The following is a 25,579-nucleotide window of genomic DNA, read 5'->3' on the forward strand; positions in this document are numbered from 1 at the left end:
GTCGGCCAGGCAAGGCCGCAGGCCGAAGGGTGCACCATTGAGCGCCGCTGGCGGCGCCGTAGCGGCGGGTCCGCCAGCCGGCGATTCCCGTCATCGCCGCGTGTTCCTCGTCGTGCTGAGCGCGCTGGCCGGGCTCGCCTGGCTGGCGCTGTGGGCCTGGGCGGGCAGCCCTTATGGCCGCTACCTCGACCACGGCGACTGGACGGCCTCGGGCCCGGCCGCCTCCGTCTGCCGGGCGATCCCCGGTGGCAACGTCATCGTGCCCGCGCTGCTCTACAGCGCCGCCTGGATCCTGATGACCACGGCCATGATGCTGCCGACCACCCTGCCCCTGTTCAATGCCTTCGACCGGTTGACGGCGCGGCGGGCGGACCACCGCCGGCTGCTCCTGCTGCTGGGCCTGGGCTATATGGCGGTGTGGGGCGGCTTCGGGCTCGTGGCCCATGTGCTGCACGCGGGGCTGCTGGCGCTCGTCAACGGCGTGCCCCTGCTGGCCTGGCATGGCTGGCTGATCGGCACGACCATCATCGCCTTGGCCGGGGCCTTCCAGTTCAGCAGCCTCAAGCACCGCTGCCTGGAGAAATGCCGCACTCCCTTGAGCTTCGTCATGCAGCATTGGCGCGGCCACGCCGAGGCGCGGCATGCCTTCGCCCTCGGCGCCCACCACGGCCTGTTCTGTGTCGGCTGCTGCTGGGCATTGATGCTGCTGATGTTTGCGCTCGGCACCGGCAGCCTCGGCTGGATGCTGTTGCTGGCCGCGGTCATGGCGGTTGAGAAGAATGTCCGTTGGGGCCACCGGCTGAGCACGCCGCTGGGCGTCGCACTGCTTGGCTGGGCCGCGGTCCTGGTGGGGGTCCATGTCTGAGTCGCGCGACGGCCTGCCCCTGCTGAAGACCTTGGCCCTGACCACGACGGCGATGCTGGCCTTCGCGGCGAATTCGCTGCTTTGCCGGCTCGCCCTGCGGCAGGATCTCATCGATGCGGCCAGCTTCGGCAGCATCAGGCTGGCCGCCGGGGCGGTCACGCTCGCGGCCATCGTGCGGCTCAGGCCCGGCCAGGCCGCCGCCACTCATTCCGACTGGCTCGCCGCAGCCATGTTGTTCGCCTACGTCGCCTTCTTCTCCTTCGCCTACCTCAGCCTGTCCGCGGGCACGGGCGCCCTGATCCTGTTCGGCGCGGTCCAGGTGACGATGTTCAGCGCCGGGCTGCGCTCGGGCGAGAGGTTCCGGCCCCTGGCCTGGTTCGGCCTCGCTCTGGCCGTGGCGGGGCTGGTCTATCTGGTGTCACCCGGCGTGGCGGCGCCACCGGTCCTCGGCGCGGCCATGATGGCGGCAGCGGGCCTGGCCTGGGGCCTGTACTCGCTGCGCGGCCGCGGCGTGAGCGATCCGTTGGCGGCGACAGCGGGCAACTTCCTGCGCGCCACGCCACTCGCTCTGCTGGTGAGCCTGCTGTTCGCAGCCCAGGCGCGCGCCAGCACCACCGGTATCGCCCTGGCCGTCGCCTCGGGCGCCGTCACGTCCGGCATCGGCTATGTCATCTGGTACGCCGCGCTGCGCGGGCTGTCCGCGCTGCGCGCGGCGACCGTGCAGCTGTCGGTGCCGCTGATTGCCGCATTCGGCGGCGTGGCGCTGCTGTCGGAGGCCGTCACCCCGCGCCTGCTGGCGGCCTCGGCGGCCATCCTCGGCGGCATTGCGCTGGTGCTGGCCAGCAGGTCGCGGCGCTGATCACGGGCAGCGCAGGAAGACGCCCTGCACGGTGCACGAGCCACGCGGTCCGACAAGGGTGGGGCCGACGCGCGTCAGCGTCGAGCCATCGCTGGCCAGGCAGGTGGCGGCATTGCACTGGGTCACGGTGACCGGCACTTCAGGGCGCGGCAAGGCCACAGGCGGCAGCGCCGGCATGGGCACCCTGGGCGCCACCACGCCGGGCCGTGCGGGCGCGGTCGGCACCACCCAGCTGTGCTGCGAGGGCGGCGGCGAGGTGGTGAGCCCGCCAAGGCAGGCATCCGCCACCCGCTTGCGCAGCGGCTGCAGACGCGCGGCCACCGAGTGCTGGCGCTGCTGATCGGACAAGCGGGCCGATGAGGCGGCAGCCGCCGCCGCGATGGCCTCCTCCGCTTCGTTCAGCGCATTCAGCGCGGTGCGACAGGCCGCTGATCTGGGCAGCTCCTCGGCCTGAGCAACGCCGACCATCCCCCAAAAGTTGGCGGCGAGCAGAAGGACGGCGAAGCGTGCAGTCATGGCCGGTCAATCTTGCGCCATCCTTCGCAGGGGCGCTGTAGGCCAGTACCGGCGGCTCAGGTCCGACGCAGCCGCGGCCAGGCCAGCAGTGCTACCAGCCCCAGCCCGCCCGCCAGCGCATAGCCGGCCACGCTGGCTGCGTTGGCCGCGCCGTCCACACCCAACAGGTCCAGCGCCGCCACACCGGTCTTTTGCAGGTTGAGGTAGAGCGCGAACAGGAACAACGCGAGGAAGGTGCGCGAGCCCTGGGTCAGTCGGCCCAGCAGCGTGGCGGCGGCACTCAGGAAGAGCAGGCCGGCCACGCAGGCCAAGGCTTGCGCCAGTGAGGTCCGCAGCAGGGCCGGCAAGGCCAGCAACAGCCCCAGTCCCAACGCTGCCAGGGCCTGGCGCCAGCCGCGCTCCCATGCGCCGCCAGGTACGGCACTGGCCAGCGCCAAGGTGCCGCTCTGCAGGTCACGCGAACTCACGTCCGCCACCGCCATGCCCCAGGCGCACAACGTTGCGGCCAGCAGCGCGGGAACGAGGTCCGTCGGCACCACCGCGCAGGCCACGGCGCCTGCCCCCATCGCCAGGGCCAGCAGCGGCTGGCTGAGCAACACCAGGCTCACGTCCGCCAGCCAGCGGCCGGGCAGGTCTGGCAGGCGGGCGCTGGCGCGCAGCAACAGGCCCAGGGCGGCGGTGAAAGGCCGCAGCAGCGGGCGCAGCAGCCATTGCAGCAACTGCACGATGCGCCAGCGACCGGCGGGGTTGCGCAGCTTCACGCGGTCTGGTGCATAGCGATGGAAGAACATCACGGCGGGCAGCAGCGGCAGCAGGGCCAGCGCCATCGAGCCCAGGCGCAAAGCGATCAACTCAGCGCTCCACAGGCCAGCGGGCATGTGCAGGCTGGGCAGCGTCGCGTCGAAGGGGCTGCCACCGACGCTGATGTGGGTCACGTCCATCAACTGGCTCACACCCACCAGCAACGGCGACATGCCATTGATGTCGAACACCTGCCAGCCGGTCAGCCGCACGGCGCCCTGCCCCAGCGTGGCCGGGATGAAGGCGAACTGCACCATCCAGAAGACCCAGTAGAGCGCGTCGCCACGCTTGCCCATCAGCGGCGCCCAGGCGTCGGCCAGCACGGCCAGGCTGGCGCACAGCATCAGACCGGGTGCCAGCCCGAACACCAGCATCTGCAGATAGGGCAAAGGCTGCAACGGGCCTTCCCCGCGCACGAGTTGCAACACCCAGACCGTCAGCATCACGACGGTGCCCAGCGAAAGCAGGAAGCCGAAGGCGCCCAGCCAGCGCGCGCCCAGCAACTGCGCATTGCTGACGGGTGTGGCGGCCAGCACGGCAGCGGTGCCGCAGCGCACGTCTTCCTGCGTGCGACCACGCGCCAGGTAGAAACCAGCCAGGCCGAACAGCAGCGACGCGATCAGGTTGCTCGCAAAGGCGAGTGCCTGGCTCTCGTAGGCGATGCGCTGCTTGTTCACGACCATCATGGCCATGCCACTTTTCGGGTCCAGCACCATCAACCAGCTCACGGCCACCACGGCCAGCAGGATGACGAGGCTGCTGAGCCGGCGGCTGCGCAAGCGCCATTCGTTCAGCACCAGGGTCTTGTAGAGACTGGTGTTCATGCGGCCTCCCGCGCATCGGCATAGCGTTGAGCCATCAGCGCCTCTTCCAGGCTGGCGTTCGCCGGCTCGGCCTCGGCAAAGGGGCGCGACGGATGCGCCATGCGCACTTGAATGCGGCTGCCCTGAGGCTGGGCCTGCAGCACCTGCACATGGCTCTTCAGCGCTTCGTAGTCGGCTGGCACGAGCTGGGCCGTCCAGACCTTGCCCACGGCGCGAGCGATCACGGCTTCAGGGGTTTCGAAGGCGACAAGGCGGCCCTGACGCATGACGGCCAGGTGCGAGGCCATGTTCTCGACGTCCGACACGATGTGGGTCGACACGATGACCAGGCGCTTGCGCCCGAGGTCGCCCAGCAGGTGACGAAAGCGCAGGCGCTCCTCGGGGTCGAGACCAGCCGTGGGTTCGTCGACGATGAGCACGTCGGGGTCGTTCAGCAGGGCCTGCGCGATGCCCAGGCGCTGGCGCATGCCGCCCGAGAAGCCGATGGCCGGGCGGTGGGCCTGCTCGTGCAGGTTGACCAGCTCCAGCAGGTCATGCAGCCGCTGCCGGTCGCGCACGCCCTTCAGCGCCGCGAAGTACTGCAGGAATTCGAGTGCCGTCAGATGCGGGTAGACGCCGAAGTCCTGCGGCAGATAACCCAGGCGCCGGCGCATCAGTTCGGGCTTGGCGACGATGTCCTCACCGTCCAGCAGGATGCGCCCGCTGGTGGGCCGCGTGAGCGTGGCCAGCATCTGCATCAGCGTGCTCTTGCCCGCGCCGTTGTGGCCAATCAGGCCGACGACGCCGGGCTTCAATTCCAGCGACACGCCGTCGACGGCATTGAGTTTTCCGAAGGTCTTGGAGACGTTTTGGATCTGCAGCATGGCCGCTCCTCATCTTGTGAATGAGCGCAGCCTAGGGATCAAGAGGCCAGCCTCCAACGCGCTTGCGACAGACCGCTCACCGCGCGGTTCAGGCCGGCGAAAGCGCGGCCTGGGCCGGCGTCATTCGACGACGCCAAACAGCGGCCCAAGCTCGCTCCAGCGGTCGTTGCGCCCGAGCCTGGGCGCGTAGAGGCTGGACACCGCGCCGTCGAGGTAGAGCGCCTCCTTGCAGTGCAATTCGTCGCGGAAGAAGCTGGCGAACTCGTGCAGCGTGACAGGCCGCTCGGTGATGACGAACAGCGCTTGCGAGCCCAGCACACAGACGCCATTGCGGATATAGCGCGACGCCGAATTGGCGCTGAAGGCCGGATGGATCTGGCCGTCCTTGAGCAGCAGCGGCCCCGACTGCGTGGCGAACAGGACACCCTCGCGCAGCGCCGGGTAGTCCACCGCGTCGACGACCCGAGCTCCGTGAGCCGTCAGCAGGAAAACACCGTTGGGCTTCAGAAAGAAATTGCCTTCTCCACTCAACAGATTGAGCGGCGCGAACTCGCGCCCGTCGATGACCAGCAGCCCGACGGGGCTTGCGTCCGCGTGGTACATACCGGCGTTCATGCCAAAGACCAGGGTCTTGCCCTGTCCTCTCAACCAGGCCGACAACTTGTCCAGCCGGCGCAGCGCCCGGCCCCGGTCATCCTGCCAGAACAGACGCAGCTTCTGCGTGGCGAGGTCCACGCGCACGACGGTGAAGCGGCCATCGCCTTCAGCGCGGGCAGCCAGGCTGGCCACCACCAGCGCAGACCCCAGCACCAACGCCAGCAGCAGCCGCTTCATCGGCCACGCCCCCGCAGCGGCTTGAGCAGGCCCCGCAGGTCGTTGTGATCCATCTCGTACATCAAGGCCAGCAGCCGTCCGATCTCGCCCTTCGGAAATCCCTCGCGCGCAAACCAGCCTAGGTAGTTGCCGGACAAGTCCGCGATCAGCGTGCCCTTGTGTTTGCCGAAGGGCATCTCGGTCGTGACGAGCTTCAGCAGGTCTTCCGGATTCATGTCTTGAGCCGGTAGCCCACGCCCGCCTCGGTCACCAGCCACTGCGGCCGGTTGGGATCGGCCTCGAGCTTCTTGCGCAGATTGGCCATGTGCACGCGCACGTAATGCACGTCCTCGGCATGGCCCGGGCCCCAGACCGCCTTGAGCAGGTGCTGGTGGGTCAACACGCGTCCCGGAGCGTTGGCAAGCTCCTGCAGCAGCCGGTATTCGATGGGCGTCAGGTGCAGCTCTTCGCCGGCTTTGGTGACCGTGCGTAACGCGCGGTCCATGGCGACGTCACCAAAGCGCAGCACCGGGTCGGCGTCGTTGCCGCCGCCGCCGTGCCTGCGCAGTTGCACGCGCACGCGGGCCAGCAGTTCGGCCACGCCAAAGGGCTTGACGAGGTAGTCGTCGGCGCCGGCGTCCAGGGCCTGCACCTTGCGGTCCTCGCCCTCACGGGCCGACAGCACCAGGACGGGCGCCTGCGACCAGCCGCGGAACTCGCGGATGAAGTCCAGGCCATCGCCATCGGGCAGGCCCAGGTCCAGCACAACCAGCTCGGGACGGCGCGTGGCCGAGTCGATCAACCCGCGTTGCAACGTCGCCGCCTCGAAGACCTCCAGGCCTTCGCTCTCCAGCGCCATGCGCACGAAGCGCCGGATCTCCGGTTCGTCCTCGATCATCAACACGCGTGCAGCGCTCACTCTGGTTTCTCCGCCGGCGGCTGGCCGAGCGGCAGTTCCACTCGCACACAGGCACCGCCGGTCGCGACATTGTGGGCGCTGATACGGCCGTCATGCGCCTCCACGATGGCCTTGCAGATGGCCAGGCCCAGGCCGACACCGGGCGTGGCGCTCTCGCGGTCGCCGCGCTCGAACTTGTCGAAGAGCTTGTCCTCGAGGCCCGCGGGAAACCCAGGGCCGGCGTCGCTGACGTCGATCTCGACATGCCGCCCCGCCGTGCGCGCCCGGATGCGGATGGCGCCGGCCGCGTACTTGGCCGCGTTCTCCAGCAGGTTGACGAGCACGCGCTCGATCAGCACGGCGTCCAGCTCGACCAGGGGCAGGTCCGCCGGCAGATCCACGACAACATCGCGGTCGATCAAGGCTTCTTCCAGGCTGGCCAGTGCGCTGCCGACGACCTCTTGCAGCGGCAGCCAATGCCGGTTCAGCTGCACCGTGCCGGATTGAAGCCGCGCCATGTCGAGCAGGTTGCCGACCAGCGCAGTCATGCGCAGCGCCGAGCGACGCATCGCGTCGGCCACCTCGGCCTGAGGCGTGTTCAGCGGCGTGAGCTTGAGCGCATCCGCCAGCCCCACCAGCGCGGCCAGCGGCGTGCGCAGATCGTGGGACAYGGCCGTCAGCAGCGAATTTCGCAGCCGCTCGGACTCGATCTGCAACGTGCTCTGCTGGGCCACCTCGATGTAGTGGATGCGCTCCAGCGAAATGGCCAGCAGCGCTGCACAGGTGTCCAGCAGCTCGCGCTCCTCGGGCGACCAGCGGCGGCCCTGCCCTTGGACGGCCAGCACGCCACGCAGCCGCATCGGCGCGGTCAGCGGCAGCATCAGGCAGGGGCTGGCCGGCAGCGTGTCGGTGCCCTGCCCTGCCGGCTGGCCATGGTCGAAGGCCCATTGGGCGACACCCAGGTCCGGCTGCACGCCTGCGCCCGGCAGCGCAACCAGCATCTCGCGGCCGGGCGTGGCCCCTGGCGGCGGCGCCAGCACGGCCGAGGCGGCGCCGAACTCGGCGCGCAGGAAGCGCGTCGCGATCTCGGCAACCTGTTCCACCACCAACGCGGCACCGAGGTCGCGCGACATCGTGTACAGGCCGCGCACGCGCCGCTCACGCTCCTGGGCCGCGCGGGCCTGGGCCTGCAGCCCGGCCGCGAGCTGGCCGATGACGAGGCCGACGAGCAGCAGCACGGCGAAGGTGACGAGATATTGCGCATCGCCGACGGCAAACGACCCTCTCGGCTCGACGAAGGCGAAGTCGAAGGCAGCCACGCCGAGCAGCGCCGCCAGCGCCGCCGGCCCGCGGCCAAAGCGCAGCGCAACGCCAACAACGTTGAGCAGATAGAGCATGGCGATATTGGTCGGCGCCATGAAACCCAGCAACACGTGGGCCAGGGCCGTCGTCAGCGCGACGCCCGCCAGCGCCGCCGCATGGCCGCGCCAGGCCTGCAGAGGAATCAGGGCACCACGCGTCGCCGCCGCGGGCTGCTCGCGCGCACCGGTGGGCAGCGCCACCTGCAACACGTCCATCTCGTCGGCCAGGCGGCTCAACGCCTCGGCCAGGGACGGCCGGCCAGGCCAGCGCCAGGCCTGCTCGCGCCGGCCCACCACGAGGCGGGCCAGGTTGTGCTCGCGCGCATAGCCCACCAGGGCCGCGGCGACCTCGGGCGCTGACAGTTCGGCCGTGCGGGCACCGAGCGACTGCGCCAGCTCCAGCGTGCGCTGCACGCGCTGGCGGGCGGCGTCGCTCAGGCCCTGGGCCGTCTGCACGTGCACGGCATGCCAGTCCAGCCCGAGCTGCTGCGCCAGCCGGGCGGCGCTGCGCACGACCTTTTCGCTCGCCGCCGCCGGGCCGATGCAGGCCAGCAGCGACTCGCGGTTGGGCCACACCGTCCCGGCGCTGTGCTCGCGCCGGTAGGCCTGCATCTGGTCGTCCACGCGGTCGGCCGTGCGGCGCAGGGCCAGCTCGCGCAGGGCCAGCAAATTGCCCTTGCGGAAGAAATTTTTGGCGGCGCGCTCGGCCTGGTTCGGCAAATAGACCTTGCCTTCCTTGAGCCGCTGCAGCAGCTCGTCGGGCGGCAGGTCGACGACGACCACCTCGTCGGCCGCATCGAAGACCTTGTCGGGCAGGGTTTCCCAGACACGGATGCCGGTGATGCCGCCAACGACGTCGTTCAGGCTCTCCAGGTGCTGCACGTTCAGCGTCGTCCAGACCTCGATGCCGGCCTCGCACAGCTCCTGGGCGTCCTGCCAGCGCTTGGCGTGGCGCGAGCCCGGCGCGTTGCTGTGGGCCAGCTCATCCAGCAGGAGCACGCCGCCCGCTTGCTCGCGGCCCCAGGCCAGCGCGGCATCGAGGTCGAACTCGCGCAGGGTCTGGCCGCGGTGGACGATGTCCTTCAGCGCCAGGCGCGGCAGATCGCGCGCGATGGCCTCGGTGTCGGCGCGGCCGTGGGTCTCGACGACGCCGATGCGCACCACCCGGCCTTGGGCGCGAGCCGCATGCGCGGCGGCCAGCATGGCGAAGGTTTTTCCAACACCCGCGTTGGCGCCGAAGAAGATCTTCAGCCGGCCGCGCTGGGCGGCGGCTTCGTCGCGCTGCAACTGGGCCAGCAGCGCGTCGGGGTCAGGGCGGGTGTCGGTCACAACCTAGATCCGGTAGTTGGGCGCGTCCGAGGGGCTGGCGAGGCGGGCCGCAGGCAAGGCGTGACGACGCAGTGGGCTCATGCCCACAAGGAGGGGCAACGCCGCCAGCGGCCTGCAGCGCCAGACAAGCGGGCGTGTCCGACTGCCGGGTCTAGGTTCATAGCCATCCGAGGCGCTTGAAGCGCCAGTACAGCGCCCCGCTGACGAGGACGATCACGCCCAGCGCCATCGGGTAGCCCAAGGTCCATTTCAGCTCGGGCATGTGCTCGAAGTTCATCCCCCAGATGCCCGCCAGGGCCGTGGACGCCGCAAAGATGGCGGCCCAGGCGGCCAGGCGCTTGGTGACGAGGGACTCGTCCAGCGTGACCAGGGTGAGGTTGACCTGCGTCGCCGCGATGATGGTTTCGCGCGCGGCGTCGATGCTGGCCTGGATGCGCAGCAGGTGGTCGTAGACGTCGCGGAAGTAGTCCTGCAGGGCCTTGCAGACGACGGGCACGCGGCCACCGTGCAGCTTGGCCGTCACCTCCAGCAGCGGCGTGACGGCATGGCGCAGCGTGGCCAGGCGCTGCTTCAGCGCGAACAGGCGCTGCACGACGGACTGGCGATCCTGATGGGGCTGGAACATGGTCGCTTCCAGTTGCTCCAATTCGGCCTCGATGGCGTCGATGAGCGGGAAGTAGCGGTCCACGACGGCGTCCATCAGTGCGTAGAAGACGAAACCTGGCCCCTGGCGCAGCAGATGCGGCTCGCGCTCCGCACGCCCGCGCACGCCCAGGAAACCCTGGCTGCTGCGGTGGCGTACCGAGACGATGAAGCGCGCGCCGACGAAGACGTGCACCTCGCCCACCTCCAAGCCGTCGGTGCTGGTCTCCAGCAGATGCATCGCGGCGAACAGCATGTCGCCGTACTCTTCCACCTTGGGCCGCTGATGGCCCTTGCGGGCATCCTCGACGGCCAATGGCGGCAAGTCCAGCTCGTGCTGCAGCAGGTTGAGCTCCTCATCGCTCGGGTCGCGCAGCGCGATCCAGACAAAGCCGCTCGTTCTCTCCAGCGCCTCGGACACCCCCTCCAGGCTGGGCTCGGCCACGATGCGGCCATCCTCGTACACGGCGCTGTTGATCAGCATGGCGGTCTGCCTGGAGTCATCTTGCGGTGATCGTCGCACGCTCCAGCGCGAGGTTCAGGGCCAGCACGTTGACGCGCGGCTCGCCGAGGAAGCCGAGCCGGCGGCCCTCGGTGTGCTGCTCGACCAGCGCCCTCACCTGCTCCGGTGGCAGCCCACGTGCGCGGGCGACGCGGGCGAGCTGGTAGTCGGCGGCGGCCCGGCTGATGTGGGGGTCCAGGCCGCTGGCGGAGGCGGTGACGAGGTCGACCGGCACCGGCGCCAGGTTGCCCGGGTCGGCCGCGCGCAAGGCGTCGATGCGCGCCTTGACCGCATCGACCAGGGCCGGCGCCGTCGGCGCGAGATTGGAGCCGCCGGAGTTGGCCGCGTTGTAGGGCGAGGGCGCGGTGGCCGAGGGGCGGCTCCAGAAATGCCCGGGGTCGGTGAAGGCCTGGCCGATCAGCTCGGAGCCGATCGGCCTGCCGTCCTGGATGAAGAGGCTGCCATTGGCCGCCTGGGGAAAGAGCGCCTGCGCCAGGCCGGTGACGGCCAGCGGGTAGGCCAGGCCGGTGACGAGGCTGAGCAGCACGAACAGGGTCAATGCGGGGCGGAGTTGGGTGTTCATGATTCAAGCAAGGTGAAGGGCCACGAGCAGCAGGTCGATTGCCTTGATGCCGATGAAGGGGACGATGACGCCGCCCAGGCCGTAGACGAGCAGGTTGCGACGCAGCAGCGCGGCGGCGCCGATGGCGCGGTAGCGCACGCCCTTGAGCGCCAATGGGATCAGCACGACGATGATCAACGCGTTGAAGATGACCGCCGACAGGATGGCCGAGTTGGGACTGGCCAGGCGCATCACGTTCAGCGCGCCGAGCTGCGGATAGGTCGACACGAAGGCCGCCGGCAGCACCGCGAAATACTTGGCCAGGTCGTTGGCGATGCTGAAGGTCGTCAGCGACCCACGCGTCATCAGCATCTGCTTGCCCGTCTCGACGATCTCGATGAGCTTGGTCGGGTTGCTGTCCAGGTCGACCATGTTGCCAGCCTCCTTGGCCGCCTGGGTGCCGCTGTTCATGGCGACGGCCACGTCGGCCTGGGCCAGCGCCGGGGCGTCRTTGGTGCCGTCGCCGGTCATAGCCACCAGCCTGCCCTGGGCCTGGTGCTCGCGGATCAGCGCCAGCTTGGCCTCGGGCGTGGCCTCGGCGAGGAAGTCGTCCACGCCGGCCTCGGCGGCAATGGCTGCGGCCGTCAGCCGGTTGTCGCCGGTGACCATGACCGTCTTGATGCCCATGCGGCGCATCTGCGCAAAGCGCTCCTTGATGCCGGGCTTGACGATGTCCTTGAGTTCGACGACGCCGAGCACCCGCACGTCATCGACGACAACCAGAGGCGTGCTGCCTCGGCGGGCGGCCTCGTCGACGCTGGCCTGCACGCTGGCCGGCCAGCGGCCGCCCAGGGCTTCAACGTGAGCGCGCACCGCGCTGCCAGCACCCTTGCGGATCCGGCGGGCGCCAAGATCCACGCCGCTCATGCGCGTCTGCGCCGTGAAGGGCACGAACTCGCCCCGTTCCGTGGCCGTGGCCGTGGCCGCGCCGAACTTGCGGTCGGCAAGCGCCACGATGCTGCGGCCCTCGGGCGTCTCGTCGGCCAGCGACGCCAGGCGCGCCACCTCGGCGAGCTGAGCTTCGCTGGCGCCTTCTACCGGCCAGAAAGCATCGGCCTGACGGTTGCCCAGCGTGATGGTGCCGGTCTTGTCCAGCAGCAACACGTCGACGTCGCCCGCGGCCTCGACGGCGCGGCCCGAGGTCGCGATGACATTGGCCTGCAGCATGCGGCTCATGCCAGCCACACCGACGGCCGACAGCAGGCCGGCGATGGTGGTCGGGATCAGGCAGACCAACAGCGCCACCAGCACGACGAGGCTGACCGGCTCGCCCGCGCCGGCCACCGCCACGCTGAACTGCGAGAACGGCAGCAGCGTGGTGCAGACACCCAGGAAGACCAGCGTCAGCGCGACCAGCAGGATGGTCAGCGCGATCTCGTTGGGCGTCTTCTTGCGCTTGGCGTTCTCGACCATGGCGATCATGCGGTCGACAAAGGTCTCGCCGGGGTTCACGGCCACGCGGGCCACGACCCAGTCGGACAGCACGCGGGTGCCGCCAGTCAGCGCCGAGAAGTCACCGCCGCTCTCGCGGATGACGGGGGCGGACTCGCCGGTGATGGCGCTCTCGTCCACCGAGGCGACGCCGTCGATGACCTCGGCATCGGCCGGCACGACATCGCCGGCCTCGATCAGCACGACTTCGCCCTTGCGCAGCGTGCCGGCCTCGCGGGGGTGCCACTTGATCGTGTCACGTGGCGCACCGGGCTTCCAGTCGTCGGTCAACTTGGCCCAGGTTTCCTTTTTCAACCCGCGCAGCGACGCCGCTTGCGCCTTGCTGCGGCCCTCGGCCAGAGCCTCGGCGAAGTTGGCGAACAGCACGGTGAACCACAACCAGACCGTTACCGCGACAACGAAGCCGTTCGGTTGCGCGACGGACAGCGCCGTCGTCAACAGGCTGCCGAGATAGACCACGAACATCACCGGGTTGCGCAATTGCGTGCGCGGGTCCAGCTTGCGGAAGGCGTCGACCAGGGCGGCACGAGTCAGCGCCGGGTCGAGGAGGGAAAAACCAGCGCGAGTCTCAAGAGAGCGACGGGCCGCTCCCGAGCTCTCTTGCCCCCCTCGGGGGGCCTGGCGCACAGCGACAGGTTCGGGGGCACTCATGATTTGCTCCAGAGGATGAGGTGCTCGACGACGGGGCCCAGGGCCAGCGCCGGCACATAGTTCAGAAGACCGACCAGCAGCACGGCGCCGATCAGCAGCACGACGAAGAGGGGGCCATGCGTGGGCAGGGTGCCCTCGCCCGCCGCCAGCCGCTTCTTGCCCGCCAGCGAGCCGGCCATGGCCAGCACCGGCACGATGACGCCGAAGCGGCCTATCCACATCACCAGGGCCAGCAGCCCGTTGTAGAAAGGCGTGTTGGCCGACAGGCCGGCGAAGGCGCTGCCGTTGTTGTTGCCGGCGGACGAGAGCGCGTACAGCACCTCGCTGAAGCCATGCGCGCCAGGCGCCGCGATGCCGGCCTTGCCGGGCTCCACGATCACGGCGACGGCCGTGCCGATGAGCACCGCCAATGGCGTCAGCAGGATGGCCAGCGAGACCATCTTCATCTCGTGCGCCTCGATCTTCTTGCCGAGGTATTCAGGCGTGCGGCCAATCATCAACCCGGCGACGAAGACGGCCAGGATGGCGAACACCAGCATGCCGTACAGACCCGCGCCGACGCCGCCGAAGACGACCTCGCCGAGCTGCATCAGCACCATGGGCACGGCCCCGCCCATCGGCGTGAAGCTGTCGTGCATGGCGTTGACGGCGCCGCAGCTGGCCGCCGTCGTGATGACGGCGAACAGCGAAGAGGTGGCTATGCCGAAACGCACCTCCTTGCCTTCCATGTTGCCGCCCGATTGCGTGGCCGTCTGGGCCGAGTCAACGCCCAGCGCTGTGAGATGCGGGTTGCCGGCCTGCTCGGCCGACGTGGCGATGACGACGGCGACCACGAACATCGCCGTCATCGCCCCCAGCAGCGCCCAACCCTGGCGCATGTCGCCAACCTGGCGGCCCAGCACGAAGCACAKCGCCGCCGGGATCAGGAAGATGGACAGCATCTGCAGCGCATTGGTCGCCGCGGTCGGGTTCTCGAAGGGGTGGGCCGAGTTGGCGTTGAAGAAGCCACCGCCGTTGGTGCCCAGCATCTTGATGGCGAGCTGCGAAGCGACCGGGCCGAGAGCAATGCTCTGGCTCTGGCCGTGCTTGTCTTCCATGACGGGCTGACCGTCGGCGCCCTTCAGCGGCTGGCCGGCTTCGTCGAGCTTGGGCTCCTGCCATGTCTGAGCCTCAATGGTCGTGACGTCCTGATAAGGCTTGAGCGTCTGCACGACGCCCATGCCGGCGAGAACGATGGCGAAGACGAATGACAGCGGCAGCAGCACCCACAGCGTGGCGCGGGTCAGGTCGGCCCAGACGTTGCCGATGGCCTGGGCGCTGTGGCGCGCGAAGCCACGCACGAAGGCGATGACGACAGCGATGCCGGTAGCGGCCGACAGGAAGTTCTGCACCGTCAGCGCGAGCATCTGCGTCAGATAGCTCATCGTCGACTCGCCGCCATAGCCCTGCCAGTTCGTGTTGGTGACGAAGCTGATGGCGGTGTTGAAGGCGGAGTCAGGCGACACCGCGGCCAGGCCCTGCGGGTTCAGCGGCAGCAGATGCTGCAGGCGCTGCAGCGCATAGACGGCAGCGATGCCGAGGGCATTGAAGACGAGCAGGCCGAGGGCATAGCGCAGCCAGCCTTGCTCGGCGTCGGCATCCACGCCGGCCAGCTTGAGCAGGCCGCGCTCGACGCGGCGCAGCCACCCGACGCGGCCTTCCATGGCCGCGTGAATCCAGCGTGCCAGTGGCCAGGCCAGCACGAGCAGCACGACAAGAAAGACGATGAGCTGGACCCAGGCCGAGGTACTCATGACAAGTCCTCCGGGAACAGCAGCGCCCAGAACAGATAGCCGACAAGCCCGACGACGAGGATGGCGGCGGCGAGTTCGAAGCCACTCATGACTTCCTCCTCGCCAATTTTTCGCAGCCCCAGGCCGCGAGCCCGGTCAACAGCGCGAGAGCCGCGCCCAGAACCAGAAACATGATGTCCATGACACCTCCATAACGATGGAAGTGATTCTGGAAATTGCGCCCTCAAAGCCTCGCCAAGATCGAGGCGGGGGGTATCAAGAAAGCATCAAGATTTGCTTATCGCGAGCTGCGTGATGTCGATGCCACGCTCCCGTGCGATGGCTTCCAGCACTGGCAGCAGCGGGCCCAGCTTCTCGTCCAGCGCGTCACGCACCGTGTCGACGACGACCTGGGTGCTGCGCTCGATCTCGATGTGCACCGCATCGCCCACACCCTTGTCGCCAAAGGTCGTCATGCGCAGCGTCTCGGGAATGAGCCACACCTCGAACCAGCCCGACCCGTCGCGCTCGCGCTGGGCCTCGGCGACGGTCAGGCTGCAGCCGTTGACGCCGATATAGCCCTTGGCAAAGACATAACGCATCCACGGCGCGGGCAGCGCGAAGCGGATGACGTGGTTGTTGTCGGGCTTGCGGATCTCGGCAATGCGGGCGGAGACGTCCACATGGCCGGACAGCGGATGGCCGCCGATCTCGACGCCTTCCCGGGCCGCGCGCTCGACGTTCAGGCCAGAGCCCACCATCAGGCCGCCCAGCGTGGTGAGGCTGAGCGTCTGCGCCATCACGTCAAAGCTGGCCACACCGGGTGCTGGCCGCTCGGTGACGGTCAGGCAGACGCCGTCGCAGGAGACGCTGGCGCCAATAGCCAGCTCTGCGTCGAAGCCCTGCGGGAACTTCAGATGCAGGGTGTGCAGGCCCTCACGGGCTTCGATGGATTCGACGCGGGCGACGCCCTGGACAATGCCTGTGAACATGGAAAACAGGCCTCCAGGGAGGCCTTTTTGAACAGCGTTCGGGCCAGCTTACCAGCTGACCTCGCGGTCGGGCGTCGAGCCGATCTTGTGGATGGACAGGTCGGCGCCTTCGAATTCCTGTTCCGCATCCAAGCGCAGGCCGGTGATGCGTTTGATGACGCCATAGACAACGAAGCCACCGGCCAGCGCCCAGGCCACGCCACCCAGCGTGCCGATCAACTGAGCGCTGAAGGACACGCCGCCGATGCCGCCCAGCGCCTTCTGCCCAAAGACGCCGCAGGCGATGCCGCCCCAGGCGCCGCACAGGCCGTGCAGCGGCCAGACGCCCAGCACGTCGTCGATCTTCCAGCGGTTCTGCGTCAGGGTGAAGAACTGCACGAACACCCAGCCGGCAATGCCGCCGGTGACCAGGGCGCCGAGCGGATGCATGACGTCCGAGCCGGCGCAGACGGCCACCAGGCCGGCCAGCGGGCCGTTGTAGGCAAAGCCCGGGTCGTTGCGACCCAGCAGCACGGCCACCAACGTACCGCCGGCCATGGCCATCAACGAATTGACGGCGACGAGGCCGGAAAGCTTGTCCAGCGTCTGCGCGCTCATCACGTTGAAGCCGAACCAGCCCACCGTCAGCACCCAGGCGCCCAGGGCCAGAAAGGGAATGCTGGACGGCGGGTGGGCGCTCATCGCGCCGTCCTTGCGGTAGCGGTTCAGGCGCGGGCCGAGCAGCAGCACGGCGGCGAGACCTATCCAGCCGCCCACGGCATGCACAACGACGCTGCCGGCGAAGTCATGGAACTCGGCGCCCGTGGCGGCCTTCAGCCAGGCCTGGATGCCGAAGGCCTGGTTCCAGGCCACGCCTTCGAACACCGGGTAGATGAAGCCAACGATGACGCAGGTGGCGGCCAGTTGCGGGCCGAAGCGGGCCCGCTCGGCAATGCCGCCCGACACGATGGCGGGAATGGCCGCCGCGAAAGTCAGCAGGAAGAAGAACTTGACCAGCTCATAGCCGTTCTTCTGCGCCAACTGCTCGGCGCCGACGAAGAAGTGGCTGCCGTAGGCGACCAGGTAGCCGACCAGGAAATAGGCCAGCGTGGACACCGCGAAGTCCACCAGGATCTTGACCAGGGCATTGACCTGGTTCTTCTTGCGCACGGTGCCCAGCTCGAGGAAGGCAAAGCCCGCATGCATGGCGAGCACCATGATGGCGCCCAGAAGGATGAAGAGCGCGTCTGCGCCCTGCTTGATCGATGACTCCAACGCTGCCTCCGGCCGGCGGCTCCAGACTTGGGCGACATGCACCAATCCGAACCAAACCGCACCGAAATTGCAAATTCAATGCCCGCCTTTAAGGCGTGAATTCGCGGCCAGAAAGCAGCAAAGCAATCGATCAGCTCTTCTTTGGTGCATTCAATGCACTCTTCTCGAACGATTCCGCACCAAATCCGAGCGTCCAGTGGCCGTCCGGCCAGCGCACGACGGGCCGCTTGATGACGCTAGGCTCGGTCAGCATCAGCGCCGCGGCCGACGCGTCGTCAGTGACGGCGGCCTTGGCGGCGTCGTCCAGCTTGCGCCAGGTGTTGCCTGCGCGGTTGACGATCCTGTCGCGGCCAAAGGCCTTGATCCAGGTCGGCAGCAGCTCGGCCGGTACGCCCTGTTTCTTGAAGTCATGGAAAGCGACTTCCAGGCCTTGTTCGGCCAGCCAGGAGCGCGCCTTCTTGACGGTGTCGCAGTTGGGAATGCCATAGACGGTGATCATGGGCGCCAACTTACCATGGCTCCATGATCGACTGGCTTGACGAAGCTTCCCTCGACTTTCCACCCAGCTCGCGGGCGCTGGGCCCTGGCACCGATGCCCCCGGCCTGCTTGCCGCCGGCGGCACCCTGGACCCCGAGCGCCTGGAAGCGGCCTACCGGCGCGGCATCTTCCCCTGGTACGGCCCCGGCCAGCCGCCGCTGTGGTGGGCGCCCGACCCGCGCATGGTGCTGCAGACGGCCGACTTCAAGTTGTCACGCTCGCTGCGCAAGACGGTGGCACGCTTCGCCTCCACGCCCGGCTGTGAGATCCGCGTCGACTTTGATCGCGCCACCGTGCTGCGTGCCTGCGCCAGCGCGCCGCGCGAGGGTCAGTCAGGCACCTGGATCGTGCCCGAACTGCAGGCTGCCTATCTCGCCTGGCCGGCCATGCACAGCATCGAGACCTGGATGGACGGCGAACTCGCCGGCGGCCTGTACGGCGTCAACCTGGGGCGCATGTTCTATGGCGAATCCATGTTCATGCGCCGCACCGACGCCTCCAAGATCGCCCTTTGCGCCCTGATCTGCCTGTGCCGCCAGTTCGGCATCCCCTGGATCGACTGCCAGCAGAACACCCCCCACCTGGCCTCGCTGGGTGCGGCAGAAGTCCCACGGGCAGCCTTCGAGGACCACCTCGCCACCCACGTGGGTGGACCTACGCCCGGCCCCTGGACCTATCATCCGGACTACTGGCACAGGCTTCTGACCTCGACGTGACCCATCCCAAAGAACTGCCGCTCGCGCAGATCCAGTTCTATGCCACGGCCGCCTACCCGTGCAGCTATGTGGCGGGCCGCCAGGCGCGTTCCCAGGTCGCCACGCCCAGCCACCTGATCCACGCCGACGCCTATTCCAACCTGGTTGCCGCGGGTTTTCGCCGCAGCGGGCTGTTCACCTACCGCCCCTATTGCGACCAATGCCGCGCCTGCATCGCGCTGCGCGTACCGGTAGCCAGTTTCGAAGCCACCCGCAGTCAGAAGCGTGCCTGGAAGGCGCACCGCCACCTGCAGGCCAAGGTCATGCGCCTGGGCTATTCGCCCGAGCACTACGCCCTGTATCTGCGCTACCAGGCCGGCCGGCACTCGGGCGGCGGCATGGACCATGACAGCGTTGACCAGTACACCCAGTTCCTGCTGCAGTCGCGCATCAACTCCCGCCTCGTGGAGTTCCGCGAAACCATGCCTGACGGCAGCACGCCGCTGCGCATGGTGTCCATCCTGGACATCCTCAACGACGGCCTGTCGGCCGTCTACACCTTCTATGACCCGGACGTGCAGGGCAGCTTCGGCACCTATGGCGTGCTGTGGCAGATCCAGCAGGCCAAGGAGCTCAAGCTGAGCCACCTGTACCTGGGCTACTGGATCGAGGAGAGCCCGAAGATGGCCTACAAGGCCGGCTTTCGGCCGCACCAGATCCTGCAGAACGGCGTCTGGACGGACGCCGCCTAGGCTTGAAGCAATGACTTGCACCAGGTGCAAGTCTTAAGTTCAACAGTTCCGGGGGGACTGTCTTCCGGCTTTGGGCGTCTGCTCGACGCTAGCCATGCCACGGGCCGAGCGCTACTGCATGGTGACCAACAACGTCGCCGAGCGTGCCGTCTACAAGTCGCTGTCCGAGGACACGCAGGCGCCGACGCCCAGTTCGAAGTGATCCCAAGAAAAGAAACGGGAGCATTCGCCCCCGTTTCGATTCACTGTCTGATGGTTCCGCGACGGCGAAGCCGGTGTGCTTCAGCAGATGCGGCCCTGACTCCGAAACCATCGCCATGCCCGGACCCGACGGGTTGAACGCAGCCGTGGCCCCCACCAGCGCCTGCGCCTGCACGTTGGTCAACACCGTCCCGCCGTTGAAACGGAACTCCTCGACGCGGTTGTAGCGCGCAGGCACCAGTCCTGGATGGTCAGGGCTTCGGACGTGGGAGTATTTCCAACGGCGCCATTCGAAGTTGAACAAGCAAATTCGGGGTCACGTCTCAAATCTTCGACTCAGCGGCCACTTGAGCAAGGTAGCGCGCATAGGCGTAATTTGCATCAAAAGTCAATCCACTCATTTTTTCTCTCCCTCAAACTTTTTTTGATATGCATCCACGAATAAACTAGCGCCAGCAGGGTTTACAGAACGTATTGCGATTGCAGCTATGTCATGGTGCAACTCTTGATAGCTCGGGCTTCGGTGAATTCTTCTGCAACGGTCAGGCGCACCAAAGGTCGGCCGACCGCTATGAGGCCTCATCCGCGCGAACTGCCGGCGCAGGGCAATTACTTCGCCGGTCCTCAGGTCATAAGCTAACTCTTCATAACCGGAGATTCTGTTCTCGCGATCCTGCAATCGACGCAGGCCACGCCACGTAATGCCATATCGTGCTGTCGGCTTGCTCAAGCCCGTGACTTGCATAGGTTTTTCTGGAACCACGACTGGATTGTTTTCCTGCTGATGAAATCCCCAAAGATGCAAAACCGGCTCTTGGAATTTACGTTGCCAGATCCGGCCTGTATTTGGAATCTCTACAAACTTATAGTGCGACCTCTTGTCGTCACCGGCCCAGCCAACATATGAACTTGGTTCGTCCCTGAAAATGACTTCGCTGCGGCTTGTTTCTTCTGGTGCGTCCTGGGGCGTTGCCCAGCTTTTTTCGAGCAAAGGCGCCTCGTAGTCCCAGACTTTAAATAGATCCTCATCAGGGAAGTATTTCGACATTCTTGCGATATATATACCCTCTTGCGCATCCGTCACCCTGAACACCCATTCGCCGGCCTCATAGGTGCACAGGTGCTCCAAATATTGGTCGCCAACACTTTTCCCTGTAAGCTGAGTTGCTTTGCGACGCGCGGCCTCGAAGTCGAAAGGCACCATCAGTTGACCCAAGTTTTGTGGAAGCACAAGGTCATGCGCGTTGCGTGCCTCCTCGTCCACGAGCCATTGCTTGGGCACGGGAAGCGCCTGACCTCGCACCGAAACGAATTCCTTCCATGGCGAGGGCTGAGCGACTGGCCGCTCGTATGAGCGCCGCTCATATAGCGAACGGACCTTGTAGTTGCCAATTACTAGCACTGCAGCCAAGAGTGCGAACGCTATTTTTATAGACCGCTTCATATCCCGTTGCTCTCAGCAGATTAACTACCACGCAAGGCGCGAAGTTCTAAGTTGAACAAATAATGGACTTAAAACAATAACAGCGCACGTTCGACGTGTCATTCCGCTGATTCAAGCCACACGCCGAACGTTCAGCGAGGAACCGTCTTCTAGGCAGATCTCGCCAAAAGCGCGAAGCCCGTCTGAATGTCGGCCTTGGTGCCCTCTACCCCGACAGCCTTTGGCGGTCGTTCACTGAAGGGCCGTCCCTCGACGTCGGCGAAATCCTGTCCAACGGTGAGTTGGTTGGATTTGAGGTGCCGCGGTTCAACCTCCAGCGTGCTACCGGTACCCGCAAGACACGTCATCATGTCCCGCGCCGACAAAGTGCGACTCTCAGCAGCTTGGATCGAAAAAGCGCAATCTGATCGCCCATCCTGAACGAGCCGGAGCGCCCTAGACGCCTGCAAAAGTGGGGCAGCGGACTGATCACCGTGCAATCTGTTGCTTCCGCCCCGGTGCAAAGCAATCGTCAAGTCACACGCCTAGGCTCAGACCAGCGCTTCCACGCAGGCCGGGTGGCCGAGGAAGCCCTCGGGGCTGGCGCTGCGGCCATAGGCGCCGCTCTGGTAGACGACCGCGAGGTCGCCGATCTCGCCCTTGGCCATGTCCATGCGGTCGGCCAGCAGGTCCAGCGGCGTGCACAGCGGGCCGACGACGCTGGCCGGCTCGGTCGCTGATTCGTTGCGGCCCTGGGGTTCGACGGACGCCGGGTAGTTCTTGCGCAGCACCTGGCCGAAATTGCCGGACGCCGACAGGTGGTGGTGCAGGCCGCCATCCGCCACCAGGAAGACCTGGCCGCGCGAGACCTTGCGGTCAACGATGCGGCTGACATAGACGCCTGCCTCGCCGACGAAGTAACGACCCAGCTCGATGACGAGCTTGGCCTGCGGCAGGTCGGCCTTGGCGCGGGCCTGCAGCCCGGCAAGGTTGTCGGCGATGGGTGCCAGATCGAGCCGCGATTCGCCTGGGAAATACGGGATGCCGAAACCACCGCCCAGGTTCAGGAACTTGACAGGTGACGGCGCGGCCTCGGCCAGGCGCAGGGCCAGTTCGTAGCTCTTGAGCTGGGCCTCGCAGATGGCCTCAGCCTTGAGGTTCTGCGACCCGGCRAACAGGTGAAAGCCCTCGAAGGCCAGGCCATCACTGCTCAGCCGGCCCACCTCAGCCAGCACCTCGGGCAGAGCCTCAGCGTCGATACCGAACTGCTTGGGGCCGCCGCTCATGCGCATGCCCGAGCCCTTGAGCTCGAAGTCGGGGTTCACGCGCAGCGCGACGCGGGCTGGCAGGCCCAGGCGCTGCGAAGCGCGGGCCAGCGGCACCAGCTCGCGCACCGACTCGACATTGACGAGCACGCCGGCCGCGACGGCCTGGCCCAGCTCGATGTCGCGCTTGCCGGGGCCGGCAAAGCTGACCTCGTGCGGGTCGGCACCGGCGTTCAGCGCCACCTGCAGCTCGCCGGCCGAGGCCACGTCGATACCGTCCACCAAGCCGGCCATCAGCTGCACCAGCGCCGGCATCGGGTTGGCCTTCATCGCATAGTGCAGTTCTAGCCCCAAGGGCAGAGCCGCCCGCAATTCGGCGACGCGGGCTTTCAGCAGCCCGCGGTCGTAGGCGTAAAACGGCGTCTGGCCGACTCGCTCGGCGAGCACGGACAGGCGCTGGCCGCCAACCAGCAGTTCGCCGTTGGCATCGCGGGGGAAGAGCACGGGGGCATGCTCAAGGGCACGCTTCTGGGGGATGGGATCGCTCATGCAGCGTGCTGTTCAAGCCAGTCGGTCGAGAGGGTTTTGCGATCGATCTTGCCGTTGGGGTTGCGCGGCAGCGGGCCCGAACGGACATCGACACCGTGCGGCACCATGTAGGCGGGCATGCGCGCCTTGCAAGCGGCAGTCAGCGCAGCCAGATCCAGCTCGGACGCGCCTTCCGGCGGTGTTGCGATGACCTGGATGGCCTGGCCGAGGGTGTCGTGATAGACGCCGAAGGCCACGCATTCACCCACCAGGCCGGTGGCGTACAGGACCTCCTCGACCTCGGTCGGGCTGACGCGATAGCCCGAAGTCTTCATCATCTCGTCACGGCGGCCGACGAAGTAGAGAAAGCCGTCGGCGTCGCGCTTGACCGTGTCGCCGGAGAACACGGCGAACTCGGGCAGTTGCAGGCCGCCCTCGCGGCCACCGACGCCGACGGGCAATGGCTTGTAGCGCTCGGCCGTCTTCTCGGCATCGTTCCAGTAGCCCAGGCCGACCAGGGCGCCGCGGTGCACCAGTTCACCGGGCTCGTCGGGCGCGCATTCGCTGCCGTCCTCGCGCAGCACCAGGATCTCGGCGTTGGGGATGGCCTTGCCGATGGAGTCCGGCCGGCGGTCGACCTCGCTCGGCGGCAGATAGGTCGAGCGGAAGGCCTCGGTCAGGCCATACATCAGGAAGGGCTGGGCGGATGGCGCCTTGGCGCGCAGCAGGTCCAGCGTCGCGCGCGGCATGCGGCCGCCGGTGTTGGCGAAGTAGCGCAGGTTGGCGTCGATGGCGGCTGGCCATTCGAGCTGGGTCAGCTGGATGTACAGCGGCGGCACGGCAGTGAGGCCCGTGACCTTCTCGCGCTCCATGGCCTTGAGCACGTCCTTGGGCAGCAGGTAGTTCAGCAGCACGACGCGGGCGCCGCTGTGGAAGGCCGTGGTCAGCTGGCTGAAGCCGGCGTCGAAGGACAGCGGCAGCGCGGCCAGCAGGGTGTCACTGGCACGGTTTTCCAGGTAGCTCGCCACGCTCTTGCCGCCCGCCACCATGTTGCGGTGGGACAGCACGACGCCCTTGGGCCGCCCGGTGGAGCCCGAGGTGTAGAGGATGGCCGTCATGTCGGTGTCGATGACGCGATGGCCGGCATGCGCTGGGCTTTGCAGCAGCGCAGCCCAGTCATGCACCGGCACCGGTGCCGAGCCCGCACCGCTGGTCAGCACCACATGGCGCAGCGACGGGCATTGCGTCAGCACGTCGCCCAACTGGGCCAGACGTTCGGGCGACGTGACCAGCACGCGCACATCGCAGTCCTGCAGGATGAAACCGACCTGATCGGGCTTGAGCAAAGGGTTCAGCGGCACGAAGACGCCGCCGGCAGCTGGCGCGCCAAAACTGGCGACAACGGTCTCGAAGCGCTTTTCCAGGTAGATGGCGACCCGTTCGCCACGGGCCAGGCCCAGTTGCATCAGGCCGCTGGCAAAGCCGCGCACGGCGGCATCCAGCTCGCCATAGCTCAGCGTCGCCGCACCATAGGTCAGGGCCGGGGCGTCGGGCGTGCGCTCGGCGGCAACGGCCACCAACTCGTGCAACAGGGTCGATTCGGGCATGAAAAAAGTATCTCACGCGACCCTTGAGCCAAGGGGTGAGCGCCCCGGGAGCAAGGGGGGAGGACGGCTAAACTGCGCGGCTGCTTTTTGGAAGCTCCCAATGGACAAAGATCAGGTTCTCAGCCATGTGCTGAGGCTTCTCGACGAGGTGCTGAGCCTGAACGGCCGCGCCCAGACCTTCACCCGCGACACCGCCCTGCTCGGCGCCCTGCCCGAGCTGGACTCGATGGCCGTGGTCAGCCTGATCACCGCACTGGAGGAGCAACTCGGTCTCGCCGTCGACGATGACGACATCGACGGCGACACCTTTGCCACTGTGGGCTCGCTGGCGGACTTCGTCGCCGCCCGGCTCTGACCGAATCAAATTCGCGAATGAACGTCGACCTCACGCCTCGCTTGGCGCCCCGGCACCCGGTGCCGGGCCCGCACAATAGGCAGGTCGACGCAGAGGCCCAGACGCTGCCCTGCCTGCTTGACCGGCCGGGAGCGCTGCTGACCAGCAGCGGCCGTGCAGCCATTCTGCTTGGCCTGGAGAGCCTGGCGCTCACGCCGGACCAGCGCGTGCTGGTGCCCAGCTATCACTGCCCCACCATGGTGTCGCCGGTGCTGACGCTGGGGCATCAGCTGGGTTTCTATCCCATCGACGCGGATGGCCGCCCCAACCTGGACTGGCTGGAGCAGCATGCACCCGCCGATACGCGCGTGCTGTGCGTCGCCCATTTCTTCGGCCTGCCGCTGGATCTGCGCGATGTGCGCGCCTGGTGTCAGCGCCGCGGMGTGCTGATGCTGGAGGACTGCGCGCACGCCATGTTCGGCCAGGGTGAAGGGGGCGCCGTGGGCGCGCTGGGCGATGTGGTCATTGCCAGCCTGCCCAAGTTCTTCGCGGCGCAGGACGGCGGCCTGCTGCTGGTCCGGCAGCCGGCCCGGCCGGTGGCGCCGCTGACGCCCGTGGGCCTGAAGGGCCAGCTGAAGGCGTCGCTGGACGATCTGGAAATCAGTGCGCGCCATGGCCGCCTGGGGCACTGGCGCCTCTGGGCGAGCCCGCTGCTGGCTCTCAAGCAGTTGCTGCGCGGTGGCAGCGCGCCGGCGCCCAGTGCCGCGCCTCAAGCTGCCCAATTTGATCCAGCGGGCGACTATGCACGCATCGACGTGGCGCTGTGCCATCGCGCACCGACGCGCGCTGCCAGGCGCGCGGCGTTGTTGACGTCCCGCGGTCGCGTCGTCGCCAGGCGGCAGCAGCACTACCGCGCGCTGGCTGAGGCGCTGGCCAACCAGGCGGGCATGCATCCCCTGTTCCCGGCCTTGCCCGAGGGCAGCGCACCCTACGTCTTCCCGTTGTGGGTGGACGAGCCGGACGCCGTCTACCAGGCCTTGAGAGCGCGCGGCGTGCCCGTATCGCGCTGGGACTGGCTGTGGCCAGGGGTGCCGGATCTGGCCGGTGATCAAGGAAAGATCTGGTCCCGCCACGTACTGCAGTTGCATTGCCATCAAGACATGAGCGACCAGGACCGACACTGGGTGATCGACTCTCTCCTCACCTACCGCAAGAGTTGA

The 25,579-nt window shown here is 67.5% G+C and carries 24 protein-coding genes; 6 read left to right on the forward strand and 18 right to left on the reverse strand.

Features of this window, described 5'->3' with window-relative positions; all coding sequences use genetic code 11:
- The first annotated feature begins 37 nt into the window (after window positions 1-37).
- Together ACXJKJ_RS24060 and ACXJKJ_RS24065 are read left to right on the forward strand one after the other, a co-directional pair.
- On the forward strand, window positions 38-865 hold the full coding sequence (locus ACXJKJ_RS24060) for a DUF2182 domain-containing protein (protein WP_457393187.1): 828 nt from the start codon (window positions 38-40) through the stop codon (window positions 863-865).
- Window positions 858-1,724 (forward strand): DMT family transporter, encoded by an 867-nt coding sequence (locus ACXJKJ_RS24065; protein ID WP_457393125.1) that lies wholly within the window; start codon window positions 858-860, stop codon window positions 1,722-1,724. Before ACXJKJ_RS24060 ends, ACXJKJ_RS24065 begins: the two co-directional genes overlap by 8 nt.
- Here the strand turns inward: ACXJKJ_RS24065 and ACXJKJ_RS24070 are convergent, their stop codons facing one another.
- The 15 genes from ACXJKJ_RS24070 to ACXJKJ_RS24140 all read right to left on the reverse strand — a co-directional run bounded on the left by ACXJKJ_RS24070 (window position 1,725) and on the right by ACXJKJ_RS24140 (window position 17,515).
- Window positions 1,725-2,240 carry a hypothetical protein gene (locus tag ACXJKJ_RS24070; protein WP_457393127.1) on the reverse strand — a complete coding sequence of 172 codons (516 nt, stop codon included), beginning with the start codon at window positions 2,238-2,240 and terminating at the stop codon, window positions 1,725-1,727.
- 56 nt (window positions 2,241-2,296) lie between these two features.
- Window positions 2,297-3,865 (reverse strand): hypothetical protein, encoded by a 1,569-nt coding sequence (locus tag ACXJKJ_RS24075; protein ID WP_457393129.1) that lies wholly within the window; start codon window positions 3,863-3,865, stop codon window positions 2,297-2,299.
- On the reverse strand, window positions 3,862-4,728 hold the full coding sequence (locus tag ACXJKJ_RS24080) for an ABC transporter ATP-binding protein (RefSeq protein ID WP_457393132.1): 867 nt from the start codon (window positions 4,726-4,728) through the stop codon (window positions 3,862-3,864). The genes ACXJKJ_RS24075 and ACXJKJ_RS24080 overlap by 4 nt, the downstream gene beginning before the upstream one ends.
- A gap of 120 nt (window positions 4,729-4,848) precedes the next feature.
- Window positions 4,849-5,562: a phosphodiester glycosidase family protein gene (locus ACXJKJ_RS24085; RefSeq protein WP_457393135.1), complete on the reverse strand. Its 714-nt coding sequence runs from the start codon at window positions 5,560-5,562 to the stop codon at window positions 4,849-4,851.
- Complete coding sequence (locus tag ACXJKJ_RS24090; protein WP_056195958.1) at window positions 5,559-5,777, reverse strand: DUF3820 family protein; 219 nt, start codon at window positions 5,775-5,777, stop codon at window positions 5,559-5,561. The genes ACXJKJ_RS24085 and ACXJKJ_RS24090 overlap by 4 nt, the downstream gene beginning before the upstream one ends.
- Window positions 5,774-6,439, reverse strand: a complete 666-nt coding sequence (locus ACXJKJ_RS24095) for a response regulator (RefSeq protein WP_056197196.1) — start codon at window positions 6,437-6,439, stop codon at window positions 5,774-5,776. Before ACXJKJ_RS24095 ends, ACXJKJ_RS24090 begins: the two co-directional genes overlap by 4 nt.
- Window positions 6,440-6,456: 17 nt before the next feature.
- Entirely contained in the window at window positions 6,457-9,129 is a 2,673-nt protein-coding gene (locus ACXJKJ_RS24100; protein ID WP_457393137.1) for a DUF4118 domain-containing protein, read from the reverse strand.
- A gap of 157 nt (window positions 9,130-9,286) precedes the next feature.
- Window positions 9,287-10,255: a magnesium/cobalt transporter CorA gene (corA, locus tag ACXJKJ_RS24105; RefSeq protein WP_457324986.1), complete on the reverse strand. Its 969-nt coding sequence runs from the start codon at window positions 10,253-10,255 to the stop codon at window positions 9,287-9,289.
- 16 nt (window positions 10,256-10,271) lie between these two features.
- The gene (kdpC, locus tag ACXJKJ_RS24110) at window positions 10,272-10,856 is read right to left on the reverse strand and encodes a potassium-transporting ATPase subunit KdpC (RefSeq protein WP_457393140.1); all 585 of its coding nucleotides are present in this window, start codon (window positions 10,854-10,856) and stop codon (window positions 10,272-10,274) included.
- Window positions 10,857-10,859: 3 nt separating this feature from the next.
- Window positions 10,860-12,998 (reverse strand): potassium-transporting ATPase subunit KdpB, encoded by a 2,139-nt coding sequence (gene kdpB / locus ACXJKJ_RS24115; RefSeq protein WP_457393142.1) that lies wholly within the window; start codon window positions 12,996-12,998, stop codon window positions 10,860-10,862.
- A complete protein-coding gene (gene kdpA, locus ACXJKJ_RS24120) occupies window positions 12,995-14,791 on the reverse strand; it encodes a potassium-transporting ATPase subunit KdpA (RefSeq protein WP_457393144.1) in 1,797 nt (598 codons plus the stop codon). Before kdpA ends, kdpB begins: the two co-directional genes overlap by 4 nt.
- A complete protein-coding gene (gene kdpF / locus ACXJKJ_RS24125; protein WP_082532572.1) occupies window positions 14,788-14,880 on the reverse strand; it encodes a K(+)-transporting ATPase subunit F in 93 nt (30 codons plus the stop codon). Before kdpF ends, kdpA begins: the two co-directional genes overlap by 4 nt.
- Before the next feature lie 177 nt (window positions 14,881-15,057).
- Complete coding sequence (locus ACXJKJ_RS24130) at window positions 15,058-15,762, reverse strand: riboflavin synthase subunit alpha (RefSeq protein ID WP_457393147.1); 705 nt, start codon at window positions 15,760-15,762, stop codon at window positions 15,058-15,060.
- A gap of 48 nt (window positions 15,763-15,810) precedes the next feature.
- Window positions 15,811-17,016, reverse strand: coding sequence for an ammonium transporter (locus ACXJKJ_RS24135; protein ID WP_457393149.1), 1,206 nt, complete (start codon window positions 17,014-17,016; stop codon window positions 15,811-15,813).
- Window positions 17,017-17,146: 130 nt separating this feature from the next.
- Window positions 17,147-17,515 carry an ArsC family reductase gene (locus ACXJKJ_RS24140; RefSeq protein ID WP_457393152.1) on the reverse strand — a complete coding sequence of 123 codons (369 nt, stop codon included), beginning with the start codon at window positions 17,513-17,515 and terminating at the stop codon, window positions 17,147-17,149.
- Window positions 17,516-17,538: 23 nt separating this feature from the next.
- On the opposite strand from ACXJKJ_RS24140, the gene ACXJKJ_RS24145 reads away from it, so the two are divergent.
- Both ACXJKJ_RS24145 and ACXJKJ_RS24150 read left to right on the forward strand, forming a co-directional pair.
- The gene (locus tag ACXJKJ_RS24145) at window positions 17,539-18,270 is read left to right on the forward strand and encodes a leucyl/phenylalanyl-tRNA--protein transferase (RefSeq protein ID WP_457325461.1); all 732 of its coding nucleotides are present in this window, start codon (window positions 17,539-17,541) and stop codon (window positions 18,268-18,270) included.
- Window positions 18,267-19,001, forward strand: a complete 735-nt coding sequence (locus ACXJKJ_RS24150) for an arginyltransferase (protein ID WP_457393155.1) — start codon at window positions 18,267-18,269, stop codon at window positions 18,999-19,001. The genes ACXJKJ_RS24145 and ACXJKJ_RS24150 overlap by 4 nt, the downstream gene beginning before the upstream one ends.
- Window positions 19,002-19,599: 598 nt before the next feature.
- Here the strand turns inward: ACXJKJ_RS24150 and ACXJKJ_RS24155 are convergent.
- The 3 genes from ACXJKJ_RS24155 to ACXJKJ_RS24165 all read right to left on the reverse strand — a co-directional run bounded on the left by ACXJKJ_RS24155 (window position 19,600) and on the right by ACXJKJ_RS24165 (window position 24,025).
- Window positions 19,600-20,484, reverse strand: coding sequence for a hypothetical protein (locus tag ACXJKJ_RS24155; protein ID WP_457393157.1), 885 nt, complete (start codon window positions 20,482-20,484; stop codon window positions 19,600-19,602).
- Between the two features lie 692 nt (window positions 20,485-21,176).
- A complete protein-coding gene (locus tag ACXJKJ_RS24160) occupies window positions 21,177-22,439 on the reverse strand; it encodes a pyridoxal-dependent decarboxylase, exosortase A system-associated (protein WP_457393160.1) in 1,263 nt (420 codons plus the stop codon).
- A complete protein-coding gene (locus ACXJKJ_RS24165; RefSeq protein ID WP_457355032.1) occupies window positions 22,436-24,025 on the reverse strand; it encodes an acyl-CoA ligase (AMP-forming), exosortase A system-associated in 1,590 nt (529 codons plus the stop codon). The genes ACXJKJ_RS24160 and ACXJKJ_RS24165 overlap by 4 nt, the downstream gene beginning before the upstream one ends.
- Window positions 24,026-24,125: 100 nt before the next feature.
- Here ACXJKJ_RS24165 and ACXJKJ_RS24170 point away from each other — a divergent pair, with 100 nt between their 5' ends.
- Both ACXJKJ_RS24170 and ACXJKJ_RS24175 read left to right on the forward strand, forming a co-directional pair.
- Window positions 24,126-24,380 carry an acyl carrier protein gene (locus ACXJKJ_RS24170; protein ID WP_056195895.1) on the forward strand — a complete coding sequence of 85 codons (255 nt, stop codon included), beginning with the start codon at window positions 24,126-24,128 and terminating at the stop codon, window positions 24,378-24,380.
- A gap of 17 nt (window positions 24,381-24,397) precedes the next feature.
- Entirely contained in the window at window positions 24,398-25,579 is a 1,182-nt protein-coding gene (locus ACXJKJ_RS24175) for a DegT/DnrJ/EryC1/StrS family aminotransferase (protein ID WP_457355034.1), read from the forward strand.

It is taken from the genome of Roseateles sp. P5_E1 (assembly GCF_054049335.1).

Excerpts from the sequence above, each read along its gene's own strand:
- kdpF (WP_082532572.1), bottom strand. The coding sequence starts at position 14,880 with ATGAGTGGCTTCGAACTCGCCGCCGCCATCCTCGTCGTCGGGCTTGTC.
- ACXJKJ_RS24090 (WP_056195958.1), bottom strand. The coding sequence starts at position 5,777 with ATGAATCCGGAAGACCTGCTGAAGCTCGTCACGACCGAGATGCCCTTC.
- ACXJKJ_RS24075 (WP_457393129.1), bottom strand. The coding sequence starts at position 3,865 with ATGAACACCAGTCTCTACAAGACCCTGGTGCTGAACGAATGGCGCTTG.
- ACXJKJ_RS24085 (WP_457393135.1), bottom strand. The coding sequence starts at position 5,562 with ATGAAGCGGCTGCTGCTGGCGTTGGTGCTGGGGTCTGCGCTGGTGGTG.
- ACXJKJ_RS24080 (WP_457393132.1), bottom strand. The coding sequence starts at position 4,728 with ATGCTGCAGATCCAAAACGTCTCCAAGACCTTCGGAAAACTCAATGCC.
- ACXJKJ_RS24170 (WP_056195895.1), top strand. The coding sequence starts at position 24,126 with ATGGACAAAGATCAGGTTCTCAGCCATGTGCTGAGGCTTCTCGACGAG.
- kdpC (WP_457393140.1), bottom strand. The coding sequence starts at position 10,856 with ATGAACACCCAACTCCGCCCCGCATTGACCCTGTTCGTGCTGCTCAGC.
- ACXJKJ_RS24095 (WP_056197196.1), bottom strand. The coding sequence starts at position 6,439 with ATGATCGAGGACGAACCGGAGATCCGGCGCTTCGTGCGCATGGCGCTG.
- ACXJKJ_RS24145 (WP_457325461.1), top strand. The coding sequence starts at position 17,539 with ATGATCGACTGGCTTGACGAAGCTTCCCTCGACTTTCCACCCAGCTCG.
- ACXJKJ_RS24070 (WP_457393127.1), bottom strand. The coding sequence starts at position 2,240 with ATGACTGCACGCTTCGCCGTCCTTCTGCTCGCCGCCAACTTTTGGGGG.
- ACXJKJ_RS24065 (WP_457393125.1), top strand. The coding sequence starts at position 858 with ATGTCTGAGTCGCGCGACGGCCTGCCCCTGCTGAAGACCTTGGCCCTG.
- ACXJKJ_RS24165 (WP_457355032.1), bottom strand. The coding sequence starts at position 24,025 with ATGCCCGAATCGACCCTGTTGCACGAGTTGGTGGCCGTTGCCGCCGAG.
- ACXJKJ_RS24130 (WP_457393147.1), bottom strand. The coding sequence starts at position 15,762 with ATGTTCACAGGCATTGTCCAGGGCGTCGCCCGCGTCGAATCCATCGAA.
- ACXJKJ_RS24140 (WP_457393152.1), bottom strand. The coding sequence starts at position 17,515 with ATGATCACCGTCTATGGCATTCCCAACTGCGACACCGTCAAGAAGGCG.
- corA (WP_457324986.1), bottom strand. The coding sequence starts at position 10,255 with ATGCTGATCAACAGCGCCGTGTACGAGGATGGCCGCATCGTGGCCGAG.